Origin of the sequence: Sphingomonas sp. Leaf412, assembly GCF_001425405.1 — a bacterium.
Lineage (GTDB): Bacteria > Pseudomonadota > Alphaproteobacteria > Sphingomonadales > Sphingomonadaceae > Sphingomonas.
The window spans coordinates 587,905-601,521 of the sequence record NZ_LMQP01000001.1 but is presented as its reverse complement, the minus strand read 5'-3'; the positions used below and the strand labels follow the sequence as shown (position 1 = coordinate 601,521).

The following is a 13,617-nucleotide window of genomic DNA, read 5'->3' as shown; positions in this document are numbered from 1 at the left end:
CATCCGGTCGGTGCCAGGGACTTTGCATGGCGCGTGCCAGTTTATGAACGCACGGTTTATCAAGGGGTTGGCGCTTCGATCCCCGCGGCGTTGGGATTTCGCGCCACTCCGCGGTGGCGACCGGCGCCAACTTACGGCGCGATGATCGTCCGCCCGCGCCCCTCGCCCTTCGCGCGGTACAGCGCCGCATCCGCCCGCGCCATCAACGACGCACGTCCCTCGTCCACGACCCCCTGGACCACGCCGGCGGAGAAATCGATCACGCCCAGCGGCTGGTCGGTCTCGCGGACGCGGAACCGGCGCCCGGCCAGATTCTCGCGCACATGGTCGATCCGCGCCTTCGCCTCCTCGGCGCTGATCCCCTCGTACAGGACCGCGAATTCCTCGCCGCCGTACCGCGTCGCCAGGCCGCCGCATTCCTCCATCAGCGTGCGGGCGACGGTGCGCAGCACGCGGTCGCCGACGGCGTGGCCGTAATTGTCGTTGACCCGCTTGAAATGGTCGACGTCGCAGATGACCATCGCCACCGCGGCATCGGGGGCCAGGGCGTTGAACGCATGGTCGAACGCGCGGCGATTGCCCAGTTCGGTCAGCGGATCGGTCAGCGCGTTGCCGCGCGCCTCCTCCAGCGCGTGACGCAATTCGTCCGATTCGCGCCGCGCATGGTCCAGTCGCTGCTCGGCGCGGGCGACCCGCTCGATCATCGCCGCGGTCAGCTCCTCGATCTCCGCCATGCCCGCCAGCGGCCCGGCGTCGCGCATCGTGTCCGCGCTGCGTTGCAGGTCGCGGCCGAAATCGCTCGTCTCCGCGAACACGATATCGACCGTATGCGCGAATCCCTCCATCTGGCTCATCGCGCGGTCCAGCAGCGCGCGCTCCTCCTTCAGCGCATTCTCTCCGCCCGGCAGCGCCACGCCGCCCAGCTTCGCGATATCGTCCGCCGACAGCCGGACCCCGCCGTCGGTCAGCACCGCGACCTCGCGCGCGGTCACGCCGCTCGGGTTCGCGACCACCTCGTATCCGATGGTGTAGTTGCGCGGGTCGGGCGACAGCCGGTGCGCCGTCAGGAACGCCCCGACCTGCGCGAACACCGCCTGTGCCGTCGCGCCCGCATCGCGCTCGATCGTCTTGGTCGCCATTACCCGCCCCGCCCTCTGCCCGCGCACGGACCTGCCGGACGGGATGGAGGGGCACGCTATCGGCGAAGCGCTAAGATATGGTGACCGGTGCTACCGCTTCGCCATGCCCTGCACCGCGGCCAGCGTGGCGGCGACATGCGCGGCCGGGTCGTTCCCGCCGTGCGCCAGGACGATCCGCCCGTCGCGCCCGATGACGTAGCTGACGCGCGCGGTGATGTCCCGACCCTTCAGCTGCCGCCCCATCGCCACGTCATACCCCTGGATCACGCGCGGCCCCGCGCTCGCCACCGCGAACTTGCCCGCGCATTCGGTGGCGGAGAAGCGCTGGAGGTCCGCCACCGAATCGGCCGACATGCCGATGACGGTGGCGCCCGCGGCCTTGAAGGCACCGACCTTCTCGGCGAAGGCGCGCGCCTCCGCGTTGCAGCCGTCGGTGAAGGCGGCGGGGAAGAAGTACAGAACCACCGGCCCGCGCTTCAGCGCCTGCGCCAGCTTCACGTCGACGACCTTGCCCGCGACCGCGCCGCGCGTCGCGAAATCGGGTGCCTTCGCCCCGGTGGGCAGTGCCGCCTGCGCGGCGGTGGCCAGGAAGAACAGCGGAAGGGCAAGGATGGCGCGCATGGGACAGGCTCCTGAAGGACAGGCTTTCCTAGCGCTTCGCAGGGTCAGGCGATAGGCGTGTGCCATGCCGATCCGCCCATCCGATATCGACCTCGCCCACCGCCTCGCCGATGCCGCGGGCGCGGTGATCCGAACGCATTTCCGTCGCGGCGGGGCGGTGACGCTGAAGGACGACAAATCCCCCGTCACCGTCGCGGACCGGGAGGCGGAGGCGGCGATGCGGCGCCTGCTCGACGCCGAATGCCCCGGCGACGGCATATTGGGGGAGGAACATGGCGAGAAACCCGGCGTGACCGGTCGCCGCTGGGTATTGGACCCCATCGACGGGACGCGCAGCTTCACCGCGGGGCGCGCGATCTTCGGTACGCTCATCGCGCTGGTGGAAGACGGCTGGCCCGTCCTGGGCGTGATCGACCAGCCGGTGCAGCGCGAACGCTGGATCGGCGTGGCTGGGCGCGACACGCTGTTCAACGGACAGCCCGTCCGCACCCGCGCCTGCCCCGCGCTGGACGGCGCGATCGTGGCGACGACCAGCCCGCATCTGTTCGCGGAGGGCGACGTGCCGCATTTCCTGGCCCTGGTCGCCGCCGCCAGCGGGGGCAGTCCGCGGCAGGGACCCGTCTACGGCGGCGACTGCTACAATTACGGCCTGCTGGCGAGCGGCCACCTCGACATCGTGTGCGAAAGCGGCCTGATGCTCCACGACTTCGCTGCGCTGGTGCCCGTGGTGGAGGGTGCGGGCGGTCGCATGTGCGACTGGAACGGCGATCCCCTGACCGCGGATAGCGAGGGGCACGTGCTGGCGATCGGCGACCCGGCGCGCGCGGAGGAGGTGCTGGAGGCACTGCGCGCCGTACCCGACGGGCACGGCCACGCGCATTAGGCGCATGGTCCCGCCCGCCGATGACGCATCCTGCGACGGGGCCTGGACGGCAGCGCCGCCGCCACCAGCTCAGGACCCGCAGGGGCCGCACCCGCCATAAGGTCGTCGCCGCACTCCGGCGACCTACGACCGCCCCGAAACTGCAACCCTACAGCTGGTGCCCCGTGCGGTCGCGTTTTGTCGCGAGATAGCGTTCGTTGTGCGGATTGGCGGGCAAGGCGTGCGCCACGCGCTCCGCCACCGTCACGCCCGCCGCCTCCAGTCCCGCCACCTTCGCGGGATTGTTCGTCAGCAACCGGACGCGATCCTGCCCCAGCAGCGTCAGCATCCGCGCCGCCACCCCGAAATCGCGCGCGTCGATCGCGAAGCCCAACCGCGTGTTGGCGTCGACGGTGTCGTACCCCTGGTCCTGGAGGGCATAGGCGCGCAGCTTGTTCACCAGCCCGATCCCGCGCCCCTCCTGCCGCAGGTACAGCAGCAGGCCCCAGCCCGATTCGCGGATCGCGCGAATCGCGGCATCCAGCTGCGGCCCGCAATCGCATTTCAGGCTGCCCAGCACGTCGCCGGTCAGGCATTCGCTGTGCAACCGCACCAGCGGGGGGCGTCCGTCGGGCTGCCCGATCAGCAGCGCGACATGCTCGTCCGCGCTTTCGGGCGAGCGGAAGGCGACGATCTCCGCATCCTCCGCCTGCGCGACGGGCAGGCGCGCGCGCACCGCGATGGCCAGCCGCGTCGCATCCTCGTGCGCGTCGATGTCGTCGACGTCGATCGTCAGCTCGGCCTCGACCCCGCCGGTGAAGAAGGCGGGCAGCAGCCCCGCGATCCGTGCCAGTCGCAACGCCGCCGCCGCGGCGACCGGGCTGGCGACGGGGATCGTGCGGAACGGCCCCTTCAACGGGGTCGCCAGGTCCAGCTGCGGATCCGCCAGCGCGGTCGCCAGCGCCATGTCGAACCACGGCGCATGCTGGATCGCAACGGGGCGGTCCGGGTCGGCGGCGGCATGCTGGTTGGTCAGTTTCAGCGTCACGGCCCGACCGCTGGATATCAGCAGGTCGAATGCGCCGCCGGGCGCGAAATCCGCCAGCCGCCCCGCATCCGCGGTCTCGATCGCGAGCAACGTCACCGGCGCCTCCCCGGTCGCGCGGATCGCGATGCCCCAGCCGCGGCGCATCGCGTCGATCGCCCGTGCGGCCCCCCGCGCGCCGGTGAGGCGTGCGGTCACCAGTCGAACTCGGTCATGATCGGCACGTGGTCCGACGGTTTCAGCCAGCTGCGGCAATCCTCGAACACCGTGTGCGCGGTCGCGGTCTTCGCCACGTCGGCGGTCGCCCATTGATGGTCCAGCCGCCGCCCGCGATCGTTCTTCGTCCAGTCGGGGGATCGATAGCTCCACCACGTATGCAGCCGCGCCGGCGCGGGATGGAAACGGCGACCCAGGTCGACCCAGCCCCCCGCCGCCTGCATCGCGTCCAGCGCCGCGACCTCCACCGGCGTATGGCTGACCACCTTCAGCAACGCCTTGTGGCTCCACACGTCGCTGGGCAACGGCGCGATGTTGAAATCGCCGACCAGGATCGTCGGGCAGGCCAGCGTCTCCGACCAGCGCGTCATCCGCTCGACGAAGTCCAGCTTCTGTCCGAACTTCGGGTTCGCGTCGCGATCGGGCACATCGCCGCCCGCGGGAACGTAGACGTTCTCCAGCCGGATCCCGCCCGGCAGTCGCACGCCGATATGCCGCGCCTCGCGGTTCGCCTGCCAGTCGAGCCGGTCGTCCTCCACGATCGGCACGCGCGACACGATCGCGACGCCGTGGTGCATCTTCTGTCCGTGCAGCAGGATATGGTCGTACCCCAGCGCGCGAAGCGCCTCGCCCGGAAAATCCTCGTCCACCACCTTCGTTTCCTGAAGGCACAGCACGTCGGGCGCGGCCTCGCGCAGGAATTGCGCCACGATGTCGAGCCGGAAGCGGACCGAGTTGATGTTCCAGGAGGCGATCTTCACGCCGCGTGGGTTAGCGGGGCGGGCGCGCCGGGACAATGGCACCGGCGTTCGAAGAAGACCGCACCGACCGCCGTTCGCCCTGAGCGCAGTCGAAGGGTATGCGCCGCGCGTGAGCCTGGACGGCGCACAGCCGACCGGATGTGAGGGAGGGTTTTCTGCATCGGACCCCGCCGCGGGCAAAGCCCGCGTCGAACGGGCATGGCCCGCCGGCCGTGCTTGGGCGAGTCCGGTAACAGCGTCGCTGTTTCCGGCCGCCCGACGCAGAAAGGCCCCCGCTCCGGGGGCAAGGAGCGAGGGCCGACCTGACGTTCGTCACGCAGGCGGGGCGTGGGTGCTGCCGAAGGCAACAGGGGGGAAATCCTCGAACAGCCCCTCACGTCCGCAGGTCCGCTTCTAGGACCGCTACCCTGTCGCGGACATGAACGGCGCTGTTACGTGCCGTTCAGCCTGCGCGCGTCTGTCGCCGCGGGTCGGTCCACCGGAACGCGCCGTCGGCGACCGGACCGTTGAAGCGCTGGTTGGACAGGCGGATCGTCGTGCGATTGCCCTGGCTGTCCAGCGCCACCCATCCCTGTAGCATCAGGCCCGCGGGCGACCCCGCGTTCCTGGCCATCACCAGCGTGATGCGGCCGTATTCCGGATGCTTGGGATCATAGGCCTCGACCGACAGAACGCCGGGATTGCCCGACGGCACGACCTTGGCATAGCGCGAGATGTCGCGGTTCGGGTCCAGCAGCACGCCCAGCGGCGAATTGCCGATCGGCCAGCGCTGCACCTGCTTCACCGAATAATCGATGAAGGTCAGCGCCTTGCCGTCGCCCACGATCAGCAGCGGCACGCCCTTCTGATACTGGAAGCGGATCTTCCCCGGCTTCTTCAGCGTCAGCGTGCCCGTCAGCGTCCGGCCGTTGCGATCCGTTTGCGTGAAGTCCGCGACCATCGTGTTCGTCGCCGACAGGTGCCGCTGCACCTGCGCCAGGTCGGCCGCGGGCGCCTGCGCCGCGGCGGGGGCGACCAGCGTGACGGCGGCGACCGCCAGGAACGGTTTGAAGAATGTCATGCCCCACCCTGTCCGTACGGCGTTGAACGCGCCGTGAACCCGTTCACCTGCCGCCGTTCATCGGAACAGCGACATCAGCCCGACCGTGTCCTCGCCGCCGACCCAGCCTTCGTAGATCATGCGTCCGGCGACGAACACGATCACGGCCAGCCCGATATAGGCGATCCAGTGATGCCGCCCGATGATCCGCGCGATGAAGTTCGCCGCCAGCCCCATCAGCGCGACCGACAGCAGCAGGCCGACGACCAGGATGCCCGGATGCTCCCGCGCCGCGCCCGCGACCGCCAGGACGTTGTCCAGGCTCATCGACACGTCCGCCACCGCGACCGCCCAGGCGGCGCCCGCGAAGCTTTTCGCCGGTCGCAACCCCGACGTCTCGTCGCCCTGCACCTCGTCCGACCCGACGTTCTGCGATCCTTCGCGGATCTCGCGCCAGAATTTCCAGCTGACCCACAGCAACAGCAATCCGCCCGCGAAGATCAGGCCGACGACCCCCATCAGCCACGTGACGATCAGCGCGAAGAAGATGCGCAGCACCAATGCGGCGCCGATGCCGATCAGGATGACCTTCTTGCGCTGGTCCGCAGGGAGTCCGGCGGCGAGCGCGCCGACGACGATGGCGTTGTCGCCCGCCAGCACCAGGTCGATCATCAGCACCGATCCGAACGTCGCCAGCGCGCGCGGATCGGTGATGTTCGAGAAATCGGCGACGATATGCTGCCAGATATCGCCCAGCGAGCCGGGTCCCTGGATGGCGGTCGTCGCGGCGGCGAGGAGGGTTTCGATCAACATCACGCGCGCCCTAACGCGCGAAACGGGCGGGGGGAAGCGACCTTGCGTGCTTCCCGCGGTGTTCCCGGCGAAGGGCGGGGCCCAGGTGGAAAGGCCGGGCGACGGGTGGCGCCGCGGCGAAGCCGCGTCGTCGAACGGGTTCGGCTGTGCCGACCCGCCGGCCGAGCCGGCCCGAGTCCTGCGCCAGCATGGCGCAGGCCGGGCTCGGCTACTGATTCATGCTCGCGAAGAAATCCTCGTTCGTCTTTGAATCCTTCATCTTCCCCAGCAGGAATTCCATCGCATCGACGGTGCCCATCTGCATCAGGATGCGGCGCAGGACCCACATCTTGCTGAGCTTGTCCTTGTCGACCAGCAGTTCCTCCTTGCGCGTGCCCGACTTGGACACGTCGATCGCGGGGAAGATGCGCTTGTCGGACACCTTGCGGTCCAGCACGATTTCCGCGTTGCCGGTGCCCTTGAATTCCTCGAAAATGACCTCGTCCATGCGGCTGCCGGTGTCGATCAGCGAGGTCGAGATGATCGTCAGCGACCCGCCCTCCTCGATGTTGCGCGCCGCGCCGAAGAAGCGCTTCGGGCGCTGCAACGCATTGGCGTCGACACCGCCGGTCAGGACCTTGCCCGAGCTGGGCACCACGGTGTTGTAGGCGCGGCCCAGACGCGTGATGTTGTCCAGCAGGATCACGACGTCCTTCTTGTGCTCGACCAGCCGCTTGGCCTTCTCGATCACCATTTCGGCGACCGCGACGTGGCGCGTGGCGGGTTCGTCGAAGGTCGAGGAGACGACCTCGCCGATGACCGTGCGCTGCATGTCGGTCACTTCCTCGGGCCGCTCGTCGATCAGCAGCACAATCAGGAAGACCTCGGGGTGGTTCAGCGAGATCGCCTTGGCGATGTTCTGCATCATGATCGTCTTGCCGACGCGCGGCGGCGCCACGATCAGGCAGCGCTGGCCCTTGCCCAGCGGGGTCACGACGTCGAGGACGCGGCCCGTCTTGTCCTTGATCGTCGGATCCTCGATCTCCAGCTTCAGCCGCTCCTCGGGATACAGCGGGGTGAGGTTGTCGAAGTTCACGCGATGGCGGACGCGATCCGGGTCCTCGAAATTCACCTGCGTCAGCTTGGTCAGCGCGAAATAGCGCTCGCCGTCCTTCGGCCCGCGAATCTCGCCCTCGACCGTGTCGCCGGTGCGCAGCGCGTGTTTGCGGACCTGATTCGGGCTGACGTAGATGTCGTCGGGACCGGCGAGATAATTCGCCTGGGCGGAGCGCAGGAAGCCGAAGCCGTCGGGCAGGACCTCGATCGTGCCCTCGCCCATGATCTGCTCGCCGTTCTCGGCCTGCGTCCGCAGGATCGCGAACATCAGGTCCTGCTTGCGCAGCGTCGAGGCGCCCTCGACGCCCAGTTCCTCGGCCAGCTGGACGAGGTCCGCGGGGGCCTTCTTCTTGAGGTCTTTCAGGTGCATGTGGGGTATCCGGTTGCACGGGCAGACCCGCGCCTTGGGGGAGAAGCTAGGTCGGCGATCAACGCTCGAAAAACGAAGCTGGAGGAGGCGGCAGGAGGCGCGGACGCGGACCTACCGTGATCGCGACCTAGGATTCGCGGGCGCGTTCGTCAAGCGATCAGAACGGCCGCACGATCACGAACACCACCGCCAGCACCGCGGCCAGCGCGGGAATCTCGTTCAGCATCCGCAAGGTCCGGTTGGCGACCGTCGCCCGCCCCGCCGCCAGCTTCCGCGCATAGCCCACCGCCCAGCCGTGATAGCCCGACAGCAGCAGGACGACGAGCAATTTGGCATGCAGCCACCCCAGCCCCGGCGTCCCGTCGGCGAGCCCGAGGTTCAGCGCCAGCGCGATCCCCAGCACCCACACCACGACCATCGCGGGCGTCAGGATGATGCGGCGCAGCTTGTTCTCGCGATCGGTCCAGCGCGCCGCCTCCTGCGGATCGGACAGCCCCTCCTGATGATAGACCAGGTAGCGCGGCAGCATGAACAGCCCCGCCATCCAGAAGATGACGAAGATGACGTGCGCGGCCTTCACCCAGAGGTACGTGGCGCCCAGGAAACCCGTCATCATCTACCCCTCATCCGGAAAACAACCCGTTCGCCCTAAGGGCATGCACCCGACGTCGCGCATCGGCCTCGACGACGCTCAGCCCGAACGGAGGCTAGCGCTCGGTCCTCACGCGCGCCAGCAGGCGCTCGACATGCGCCACCGGCGTATGCTGCCCGATGCCGTGGCCAAGGTTGAAGACGTGCGGGCGCGCCGGAAACGCCGCCAGCACGCGATCGATCCCGCGGTCGAGCGCCTCGCCCCCGGCCAGCAGCGCGAGCGGGTCGAGATTGCCCTGCACCGGCAACCCCGGCGGCAGGATCGCATCGGCCCAGGCCGGGTCGACCGTCTCGTCCAGCCCGATCGCATCGGGCGCGACTCCCGCGGCATAGGCGGCAAGCTTTCCCCCCGCCCCCTTCGGAAAGCCGATGATCGGCGTCCCCGGATGCCGCGCGCGCACGCCGTCGACGATCGCGCGATTGGGCGCGACGACCCAGCGGTCGTATTGCGCCGGCGACAGGCTCCCTGCCCAGCTGTCGAACAATTGCACCGCCTCGACGCCCGCATCGATCTGTGCCGACAGATAATCGATCGTCATCGCGACGATGGCGTCGACGATGTGCGCGAACGCGGCGGGATCGCGATAGGCGTAGCTGCGCGTGACCTCCTGGTCGCGGCTGCCATGGCCCGCGACCATATAGGTCGCGACGGTCCACGGGCTGCCCGCGAAGCCAAGAAAGGTGGTCGCCGCGGGCAGCGCGGCGGCGACGCGCGCCACCGTCCCGTACACCGGGGTCAGCCGCTCGGGCACCGCCGCCAGCGCATCGAGCGCATGATCGACCAGCGCGGGCGCCAGCTTCGGCCCCTCGCCGACGCCGAAGGTCAGGTCCTGCCCCAGCGCCCACGGCACCATCAATATGTCGGAAAAGAGGATCGCGCCGTCGAAGCCGAAGCGGCGGATCGGCTGGATCGTCACTTCCGCCGCCGCGTCGGGATCGGTCGCGAGCGCGAGGAAGCCGCCCTTCTCCGCCCGCAGCGCGCGATATTCGGGCAGGTACCGGCCCGCCTGCCGCATGAGCCATATCGGCGGCCGTTCGCGTCGCTCGCCCCGCAGGACGGCGAGCAGCGACTTGTCAGGCGCCGGAGCGGCGATCCCATCTACCATTAAGGAATCTTTAAAGAGGTTGTTGATGTTGTAGGCGCGTTGGCAGCGGGGATTAGGCGTCCGCCCCGCAAATGCCAACAGCTTGACCGCATGCGCCCCGCGGACTCGCGCGGATTCGATTCAATCGTCCCCGTTATCCACAGGCTGTGGAGGATATCGGGCGGCGTGGACGGGTTTGTGGATGAAACCCCGTTCCGTCCACCGTCGGCGTCGCGCTTGGCGGTCCGGCGCGGTTGCGCTAGCGCCTGTCCCCATGTTGTCCACAGATCGCTCCCGCTGACCCGCGATGCACCGGTTGCACCTCCATTTGCTGTCGGATTCGACCGGCGAGACGCTGGAGAACATCGCGAAGGCGGCGCTGGCGCAATATGACGATGTGGAGACGGTCCGCCATTTCTGGCCGATGGTGCGGACGGAGGCGCATCTGGACCGCATCTGTCAGGAGATCGCGCAGAATCCCGGCCTGGTCATCTTCACGCTGGTGAATCCCACGACGCGCAACGCGCTCGAAACCCGCTGCCGCGCGCTCGGCCTCCCCACGGTCGCGCCGCTCGATCCCGTCACCGACGCGCTGTCGGAAATGCTGGGCCAGACCGCGAAGGCGCGTCCGGGGCGGCAACACGTCCTCGACGCCGCCTATTTCGCGCGGGTGGAGGCGATCCAGTTCACGATCGCGCACGACGACGGCATCGCGCACGAGGATTGGGAGGAGGCGGACATCGTCCTGGCCGGGGTCAGCCGGTCGTCGAAGACGCCGACCTCGATCTACCTCGCCAACCGCGGGTTCAAGACCGCGAACATCCCCGTCGTGATCGAAAGCCCGCCGCCCGCGCTGCTGTATCGGCTGAAGAATCCGCTGGTCGTCGGGCTGACCACGAGCGCGGACCGCCTGATCCAGGTCCGGCGCAACCGGCTGCTGTCGCTGCACCAGGCGCCCGAGACGGACTATGTCGATCAGGAGGCGGTGGTACGCGAACTCGCCTTCGCGCGCCGCCTGTTCGCGGACAATGGCTGGCCCGTCATCGACGTGACCCGCCGCTCGATCGAGGAGACCGCGGCGGCGATCATCGGTCTCGTCAACGAACGCCGCGGACAGCCCGTGATGGAGACCGAATGAGCGTGCTGGTCCTGGCCTCGCAATCCGCGTCGCGCGTCGCGATGCTGTCGGCGGCGGGCGTGCCCTTCGTCGCCGAACCCGCCCATGCGGACGAGGCGGCGCTGAAGGCCGCGATGGCGGGTGCGCGCCCGCGCGACGTGGCGGACGCGCTGGCGGAGCTGAAGGCGCTGAAGGTATCGGCGCGCCATCTGGGGCGGTTGGTGCTGGGGTCCGACAGCCTTGTGGTGCTGGACGACGGCACGATCCTGGACAAGCCGGTCAGCCGGGAGGAGGCGCGCGACCACCTCCTGCGCATGTCGGGCAAGCGCCACGACCTGGTCAGCGCGGCGGTCGTCGCCGAGAACGGGCAGGCGGTATGGCGCCACGTCGATACCGCGCGGATGTTCGTCCGCCCGCTGTCCTACGCCTTCGTGGAGGCGTATCTGGATGCCGAATGGCCCGCGATCGGGGCCTGCGTCGGATGCTACAGGATCGAGGGGCCGGGGGTGCAATTGTTCAGCCGCGTCGAGGGGAGCCAGTTCACCGTGCTGGGAATGCCGCTGCTGCCGGTATTGTCATACCTGCGCGAGCGCGAGGTGCTGCCGGCATGACCGCGCTCGTACCCCGTTCCCGCCTCAACATTCGCAACATTCGCGGCGGCGGACGGTGATGGCCCGCGCCTATGCCGAGGTGATCGGCGATCCGATTTCGCACAGCAAATCCCCGCTGATCCACGGTTTCTGGCTGTCGAAACTGGGCATCGACGCCGATTACCGCGCCACTCGCGTCTTCCCCGACGATCTGGGCGCCTGGATCGCGGGCCGGACGGCGGATCCCGACTGGCGCGGCTGCAACGTCACCATCCCGCACAAGGCGGCGGTGCTGGACCATGTCGCCGATCCCGGCGGCGTGCGCGGCTCGATCGGCGCGGCGAATACATTGTTCCGCACCGGGGACGGGGACTGCATCGTCACCAACACCGATGCCGCGGGCTTCCTCGCCCCCATCGCCGACCTCGACCTGTCCGGCGCGCCGGTGGTGGTGGTCGGCGCGGGCGGCGCGGCGCGCGCGGTCCTGTTCGCGCTGGAGAAGGTGGGCGTCGGGCGGGTCACGGTCATGAACCGGTCGCCGCTGAAGGCCGCCGGGCTGCTGACGCATTTCGGGCTGAAGGGCGATGTCGTGCCGCTGGGCGCGCCCTTGCCCCCTGCCGCGCTGCTGGTGAACGCCAGTTCGCTGGGCATGACGGGGCAGGCGCCGCTCGACCTCGACCTGTCGCCGCTCCCCGACGAGGCATTGGTCTACGACATCGTCTACGCCCCGCTGGAAACGCCGCTGCTGGCCGCGGCGCGCGCGCGCGGGCTGGACACGGTCGACGGGCTGGAGATGCTGATCGGACAGGCCGCGCTGGCGTTCGAGCTGTTCTTCGGCACGGCGCCCCCGCGCGAGCACGACGACGAACTGCGCGGGTTGCTGCTGGCATGATGAAGCTCGGCCTCACCGGCTCGATCGGCATGGGCAAGTCCACCGTCGCCGCGATGTTCCGCGACGAAGGCGTGCCCGTGTTCGACGCCGATGCGGCGGTGCACCGGTTGCAGGGACCGGGCGGAGCGGTGGTTCCTGCGATCGAGGCGCGCTTTCCCGGCACGACCGGTGCGAACGGGGTGGACCGCGTCGCCTTGTCCGCCGCGGTGCTCGGCGACGATGCCGCGATGAAGGCGCTGGAGGGGATCGTGCACCCGGCGGTAGGGCAGGCACGCGCCGATTTCCTGCGCGACCACGCCGACGCGCCGCTGGTCGTCTTCGACATTCCCCTCCTGTTCGAAACCGGGGGGGAGCGCGGGGTGGACCGCGTCGTCGTCGTGTCCGCCGCCGCCGACGTGCAGCGCGCCCGCACGCTGGCGCGCCCCGGCATGACGCCCGACCGGTTCGACGCCATCCTGGCGCGCCAGACCCCCGACGCGGAGAAGCGCGCGCGCGCCGACCACGTCATCCATACCGACGTCGCGATGGACACGACGCGCGCGCAGGTCCGCGACCTCGTCGCTTGCCTATGCCCCGACAAGCGCCGATAACCGTCGCGACATGCGCGAGATCGTCTTCGACACCGAAACCACGGGCCTCAGCTTCGCCGGCGGCGACCGTCTGGTCGAGATCGGGTGCGTCGAGATGGTCAATCGGGTCGATACCGGCCGCACCTTCCACGCCTATTTTCATCCCGAACGGTCGATGCCCGCGGAGGCACAGGCGGTCCACGGGCTGAGCGACGCATTCCTGTCGGACAAGCCGCTGTTCGCCGCGGGGGTCGCCGCCTTGCTCGACTTCATCGGCGACGCGCCGCTGGTCGCGCACAATGCGGGCTTCGACTTCTCCTTCCTGAACGGCGAATTGCAACGCTGCGGCCGCGATCCGGTCTGCCGCACGCGGATGGTCGACACGTTGCAGATCGCGCGGACCCGCCATCCCGGCGCGAAGCATTCGCTCGACGCGCTGTGTTCGCGCTACGGCATCGACCGGTCGCACCGCGTCCTCCACGGCGCCTTGCTGGACGCGCAATTGCTGGCGCAGGTGTACGTCGAACTGAACGGCGGGCGTCAGATCGGCCTGGGCCTGCTGGCGGAAACGGCGCCGGTCGCGATTGCCGCGACGACCGTCCACGCGGCGCCGACGCCGCGCCCGCCACGGGTGTTTTCGGTCCCGCCCGCGGAACTGGCGGCGCATGCGGCGTTTATGGCGCGGGTGAAGGAGCCCGTCTGGTACCAGGGGAGGCCCGGGGGGGCCGCGGCGTCCGGTTGACGCCTGTGGT

15 protein-coding genes are annotated in these 13,617 nt (G+C 69.4%); 6 read left to right on the top strand and 9 right to left on the bottom strand.

Features of this window, described 5'->3' with window-relative positions; translation table 11 throughout:
* Positions 1-131 precede the first annotated feature (131 nt).
* Together ASG29_RS02835 and ASG29_RS02830 are read right to left on the bottom strand one after the other, a co-directional pair.
* The gene (locus tag ASG29_RS02835) at positions 132-1,139 is read right to left on the bottom strand and encodes a GGDEF domain-containing protein (RefSeq protein ID WP_055979792.1); all 1,008 of its coding nucleotides are present in this window, start codon (positions 1,137-1,139) and stop codon (positions 132-134) included.
* Between the two features lie 90 nt (positions 1,140-1,229).
* Positions 1,230-1,760, bottom strand: coding sequence for a peroxiredoxin (locus ASG29_RS02830; RefSeq protein ID WP_055979789.1), 531 nt, complete (start codon positions 1,758-1,760; stop codon positions 1,230-1,232).
* Between the two features lie 64 nt (positions 1,761-1,824).
* On the opposite strand from ASG29_RS02830, the gene ASG29_RS02825 reads away from it, so the two are divergent.
* Complete coding sequence (locus tag ASG29_RS02825; RefSeq protein WP_055979786.1) at positions 1,825-2,643, top strand: inositol monophosphatase family protein; 819 nt, start codon at positions 1,825-1,827, stop codon at positions 2,641-2,643.
* A 148-nt stretch (positions 2,644-2,791) separates the two neighbouring features.
* On the opposite strand, the gene ribA is transcribed toward ASG29_RS02825, so the two are convergent.
* The 7 genes from ribA to hemE form a co-directional block, all read right to left on the bottom strand.
* Positions 2,792-3,814, bottom strand: coding sequence for a GTP cyclohydrolase II (gene ribA, locus ASG29_RS02820; protein WP_055980767.1), 1,023 nt, complete (start codon positions 3,812-3,814; stop codon positions 2,792-2,794).
* Between the two features lie 47 nt (positions 3,815-3,861).
* A complete protein-coding gene (locus ASG29_RS02815) occupies positions 3,862-4,644 on the bottom strand; it encodes an exodeoxyribonuclease III (protein ID WP_055979783.1) in 783 nt (260 codons plus the stop codon).
* A gap of 442 nt (positions 4,645-5,086) precedes the next feature.
* The gene (locus ASG29_RS02810) at positions 5,087-5,704 is read right to left on the bottom strand and encodes a LolA family protein (protein WP_055979779.1); all 618 of its coding nucleotides are present in this window, start codon (positions 5,702-5,704) and stop codon (positions 5,087-5,089) included.
* Between the two features lie 57 nt (positions 5,705-5,761).
* A complete protein-coding gene (locus ASG29_RS02805) occupies positions 5,762-6,496 on the bottom strand; it encodes a TerC family protein (protein ID WP_200932345.1) in 735 nt (244 codons plus the stop codon).
* Between the two features lie 208 nt (positions 6,497-6,704).
* Positions 6,705-7,961, bottom strand: coding sequence for a transcription termination factor Rho (rho, locus tag ASG29_RS02800; RefSeq protein WP_055979776.1), 1,257 nt, complete (start codon positions 7,959-7,961; stop codon positions 6,705-6,707).
* A 157-nt stretch (positions 7,962-8,118) separates the two neighbouring features.
* Positions 8,119-8,574 (bottom strand): CopD family protein, encoded by a 456-nt coding sequence (locus tag ASG29_RS02795; protein ID WP_055980761.1) that lies wholly within the window; start codon positions 8,572-8,574, stop codon positions 8,119-8,121.
* A gap of 94 nt (positions 8,575-8,668) precedes the next feature.
* A complete protein-coding gene (gene hemE / locus ASG29_RS02790; protein WP_055979773.1) occupies positions 8,669-9,718 on the bottom strand; it encodes a uroporphyrinogen decarboxylase in 1,050 nt (349 codons plus the stop codon).
* A gap of 286 nt (positions 9,719-10,004) precedes the next feature.
* Here hemE and ASG29_RS02785 point away from each other — a divergent pair, with 286 nt between their 5' ends.
* From ASG29_RS02785 to dnaQ, 5 genes are read left to right on the top strand one after another with little or no spacing between them, the layout of a single operon-like run.
* Complete coding sequence (locus ASG29_RS02785) at positions 10,005-10,835, top strand: pyruvate, water dikinase regulatory protein (protein ID WP_055979770.1); 831 nt, start codon at positions 10,005-10,007, stop codon at positions 10,833-10,835.
* The gene (locus ASG29_RS02780; RefSeq protein WP_082515567.1) at positions 10,832-11,425 is read left to right on the top strand and encodes a Maf family protein; all 594 of its coding nucleotides are present in this window, start codon (positions 10,832-10,834) and stop codon (positions 11,423-11,425) included. Before ASG29_RS02785 ends, ASG29_RS02780 begins: the two co-directional genes overlap by 4 nt.
* A gap of 58 nt (positions 11,426-11,483) precedes the next feature.
* On the top strand, positions 11,484-12,296 hold the full coding sequence (locus ASG29_RS02775; RefSeq protein WP_055979767.1) for a shikimate dehydrogenase family protein: 813 nt from the start codon (positions 11,484-11,486) through the stop codon (positions 12,294-12,296).
* Positions 12,293-12,886 carry a dephospho-CoA kinase gene (gene coaE / locus ASG29_RS02770; RefSeq protein ID WP_200932344.1) on the top strand — a complete coding sequence of 198 codons (594 nt, stop codon included), beginning with the start codon at positions 12,293-12,295 and terminating at the stop codon, positions 12,884-12,886. Before ASG29_RS02775 ends, coaE begins: the two co-directional genes overlap by 4 nt.
* 10 nt (positions 12,887-12,896) lie before the next feature.
* On the top strand, positions 12,897-13,607 hold the full coding sequence (gene dnaQ / locus ASG29_RS02765; protein WP_055979764.1) for a DNA polymerase III subunit epsilon: 711 nt from the start codon (positions 12,897-12,899) through the stop codon (positions 13,605-13,607).
* The last annotated feature ends 10 nt before the right edge of the window (positions 13,608-13,617 follow it).

Coding starts and splice junctions, on each gene's coding strand:
- ASG29_RS02835 (WP_055979792.1), bottom strand. CDS start 1,139: ATGGCGACCAAGACGATCGAGCGCGATGCGGGCGCGACGGCACAGGCG.
- ASG29_RS02780 (WP_082515567.1), top strand. CDS start 10,832: ATGAGCGTGCTGGTCCTGGCCTCGCAATCCGCGTCGCGCGTCGCGATG.
- ASG29_RS02830 (WP_055979789.1), bottom strand. CDS start 1,760: ATGCGCGCCATCCTTGCCCTTCCGCTGTTCTTCCTGGCCACCGCCGCG.
- ASG29_RS02805 (WP_200932345.1), bottom strand. CDS start 6,496: ATGTTGATCGAAACCCTCCTCGCCGCCGCGACGACCGCCATCCAGGGA.
- ASG29_RS02785 (WP_055979770.1), top strand. CDS start 10,005: ATGCACCGGTTGCACCTCCATTTGCTGTCGGATTCGACCGGCGAGACG.
- ASG29_RS02825 (WP_055979786.1), top strand. CDS start 1,825: ATGCCGATCCGCCCATCCGATATCGACCTCGCCCACCGCCTCGCCGAT.
- coaE (WP_200932344.1), top strand. CDS start 12,293: ATGATGAAGCTCGGCCTCACCGGCTCGATCGGCATGGGCAAGTCCACC.
- ribA (WP_055980767.1), bottom strand. CDS start 3,814: ATGCGCCGCGGCTGGGGCATCGCGATCCGCGCGACCGGGGAGGCGCCG.
- dnaQ (WP_055979764.1), top strand. CDS start 12,897: ATGCGCGAGATCGTCTTCGACACCGAAACCACGGGCCTCAGCTTCGCC.
- ASG29_RS02810 (WP_055979779.1), bottom strand. CDS start 5,704: ATGACATTCTTCAAACCGTTCCTGGCGGTCGCCGCCGTCACGCTGGTC.
- hemE (WP_055979773.1), bottom strand. CDS start 9,718: ATGGTAGATGGGATCGCCGCTCCGGCGCCTGACAAGTCGCTGCTCGCC.
- rho (WP_055979776.1), bottom strand. CDS start 7,961: ATGCACCTGAAAGACCTCAAGAAGAAGGCCCCCGCGGACCTCGTCCAG.
- ASG29_RS02775 (WP_055979767.1), top strand. CDS start 11,484: ATGGCCCGCGCCTATGCCGAGGTGATCGGCGATCCGATTTCGCACAGC.
- ASG29_RS02795 (WP_055980761.1), bottom strand. CDS start 8,574: ATGACGGGTTTCCTGGGCGCCACGTACCTCTGGGTGAAGGCCGCGCAC.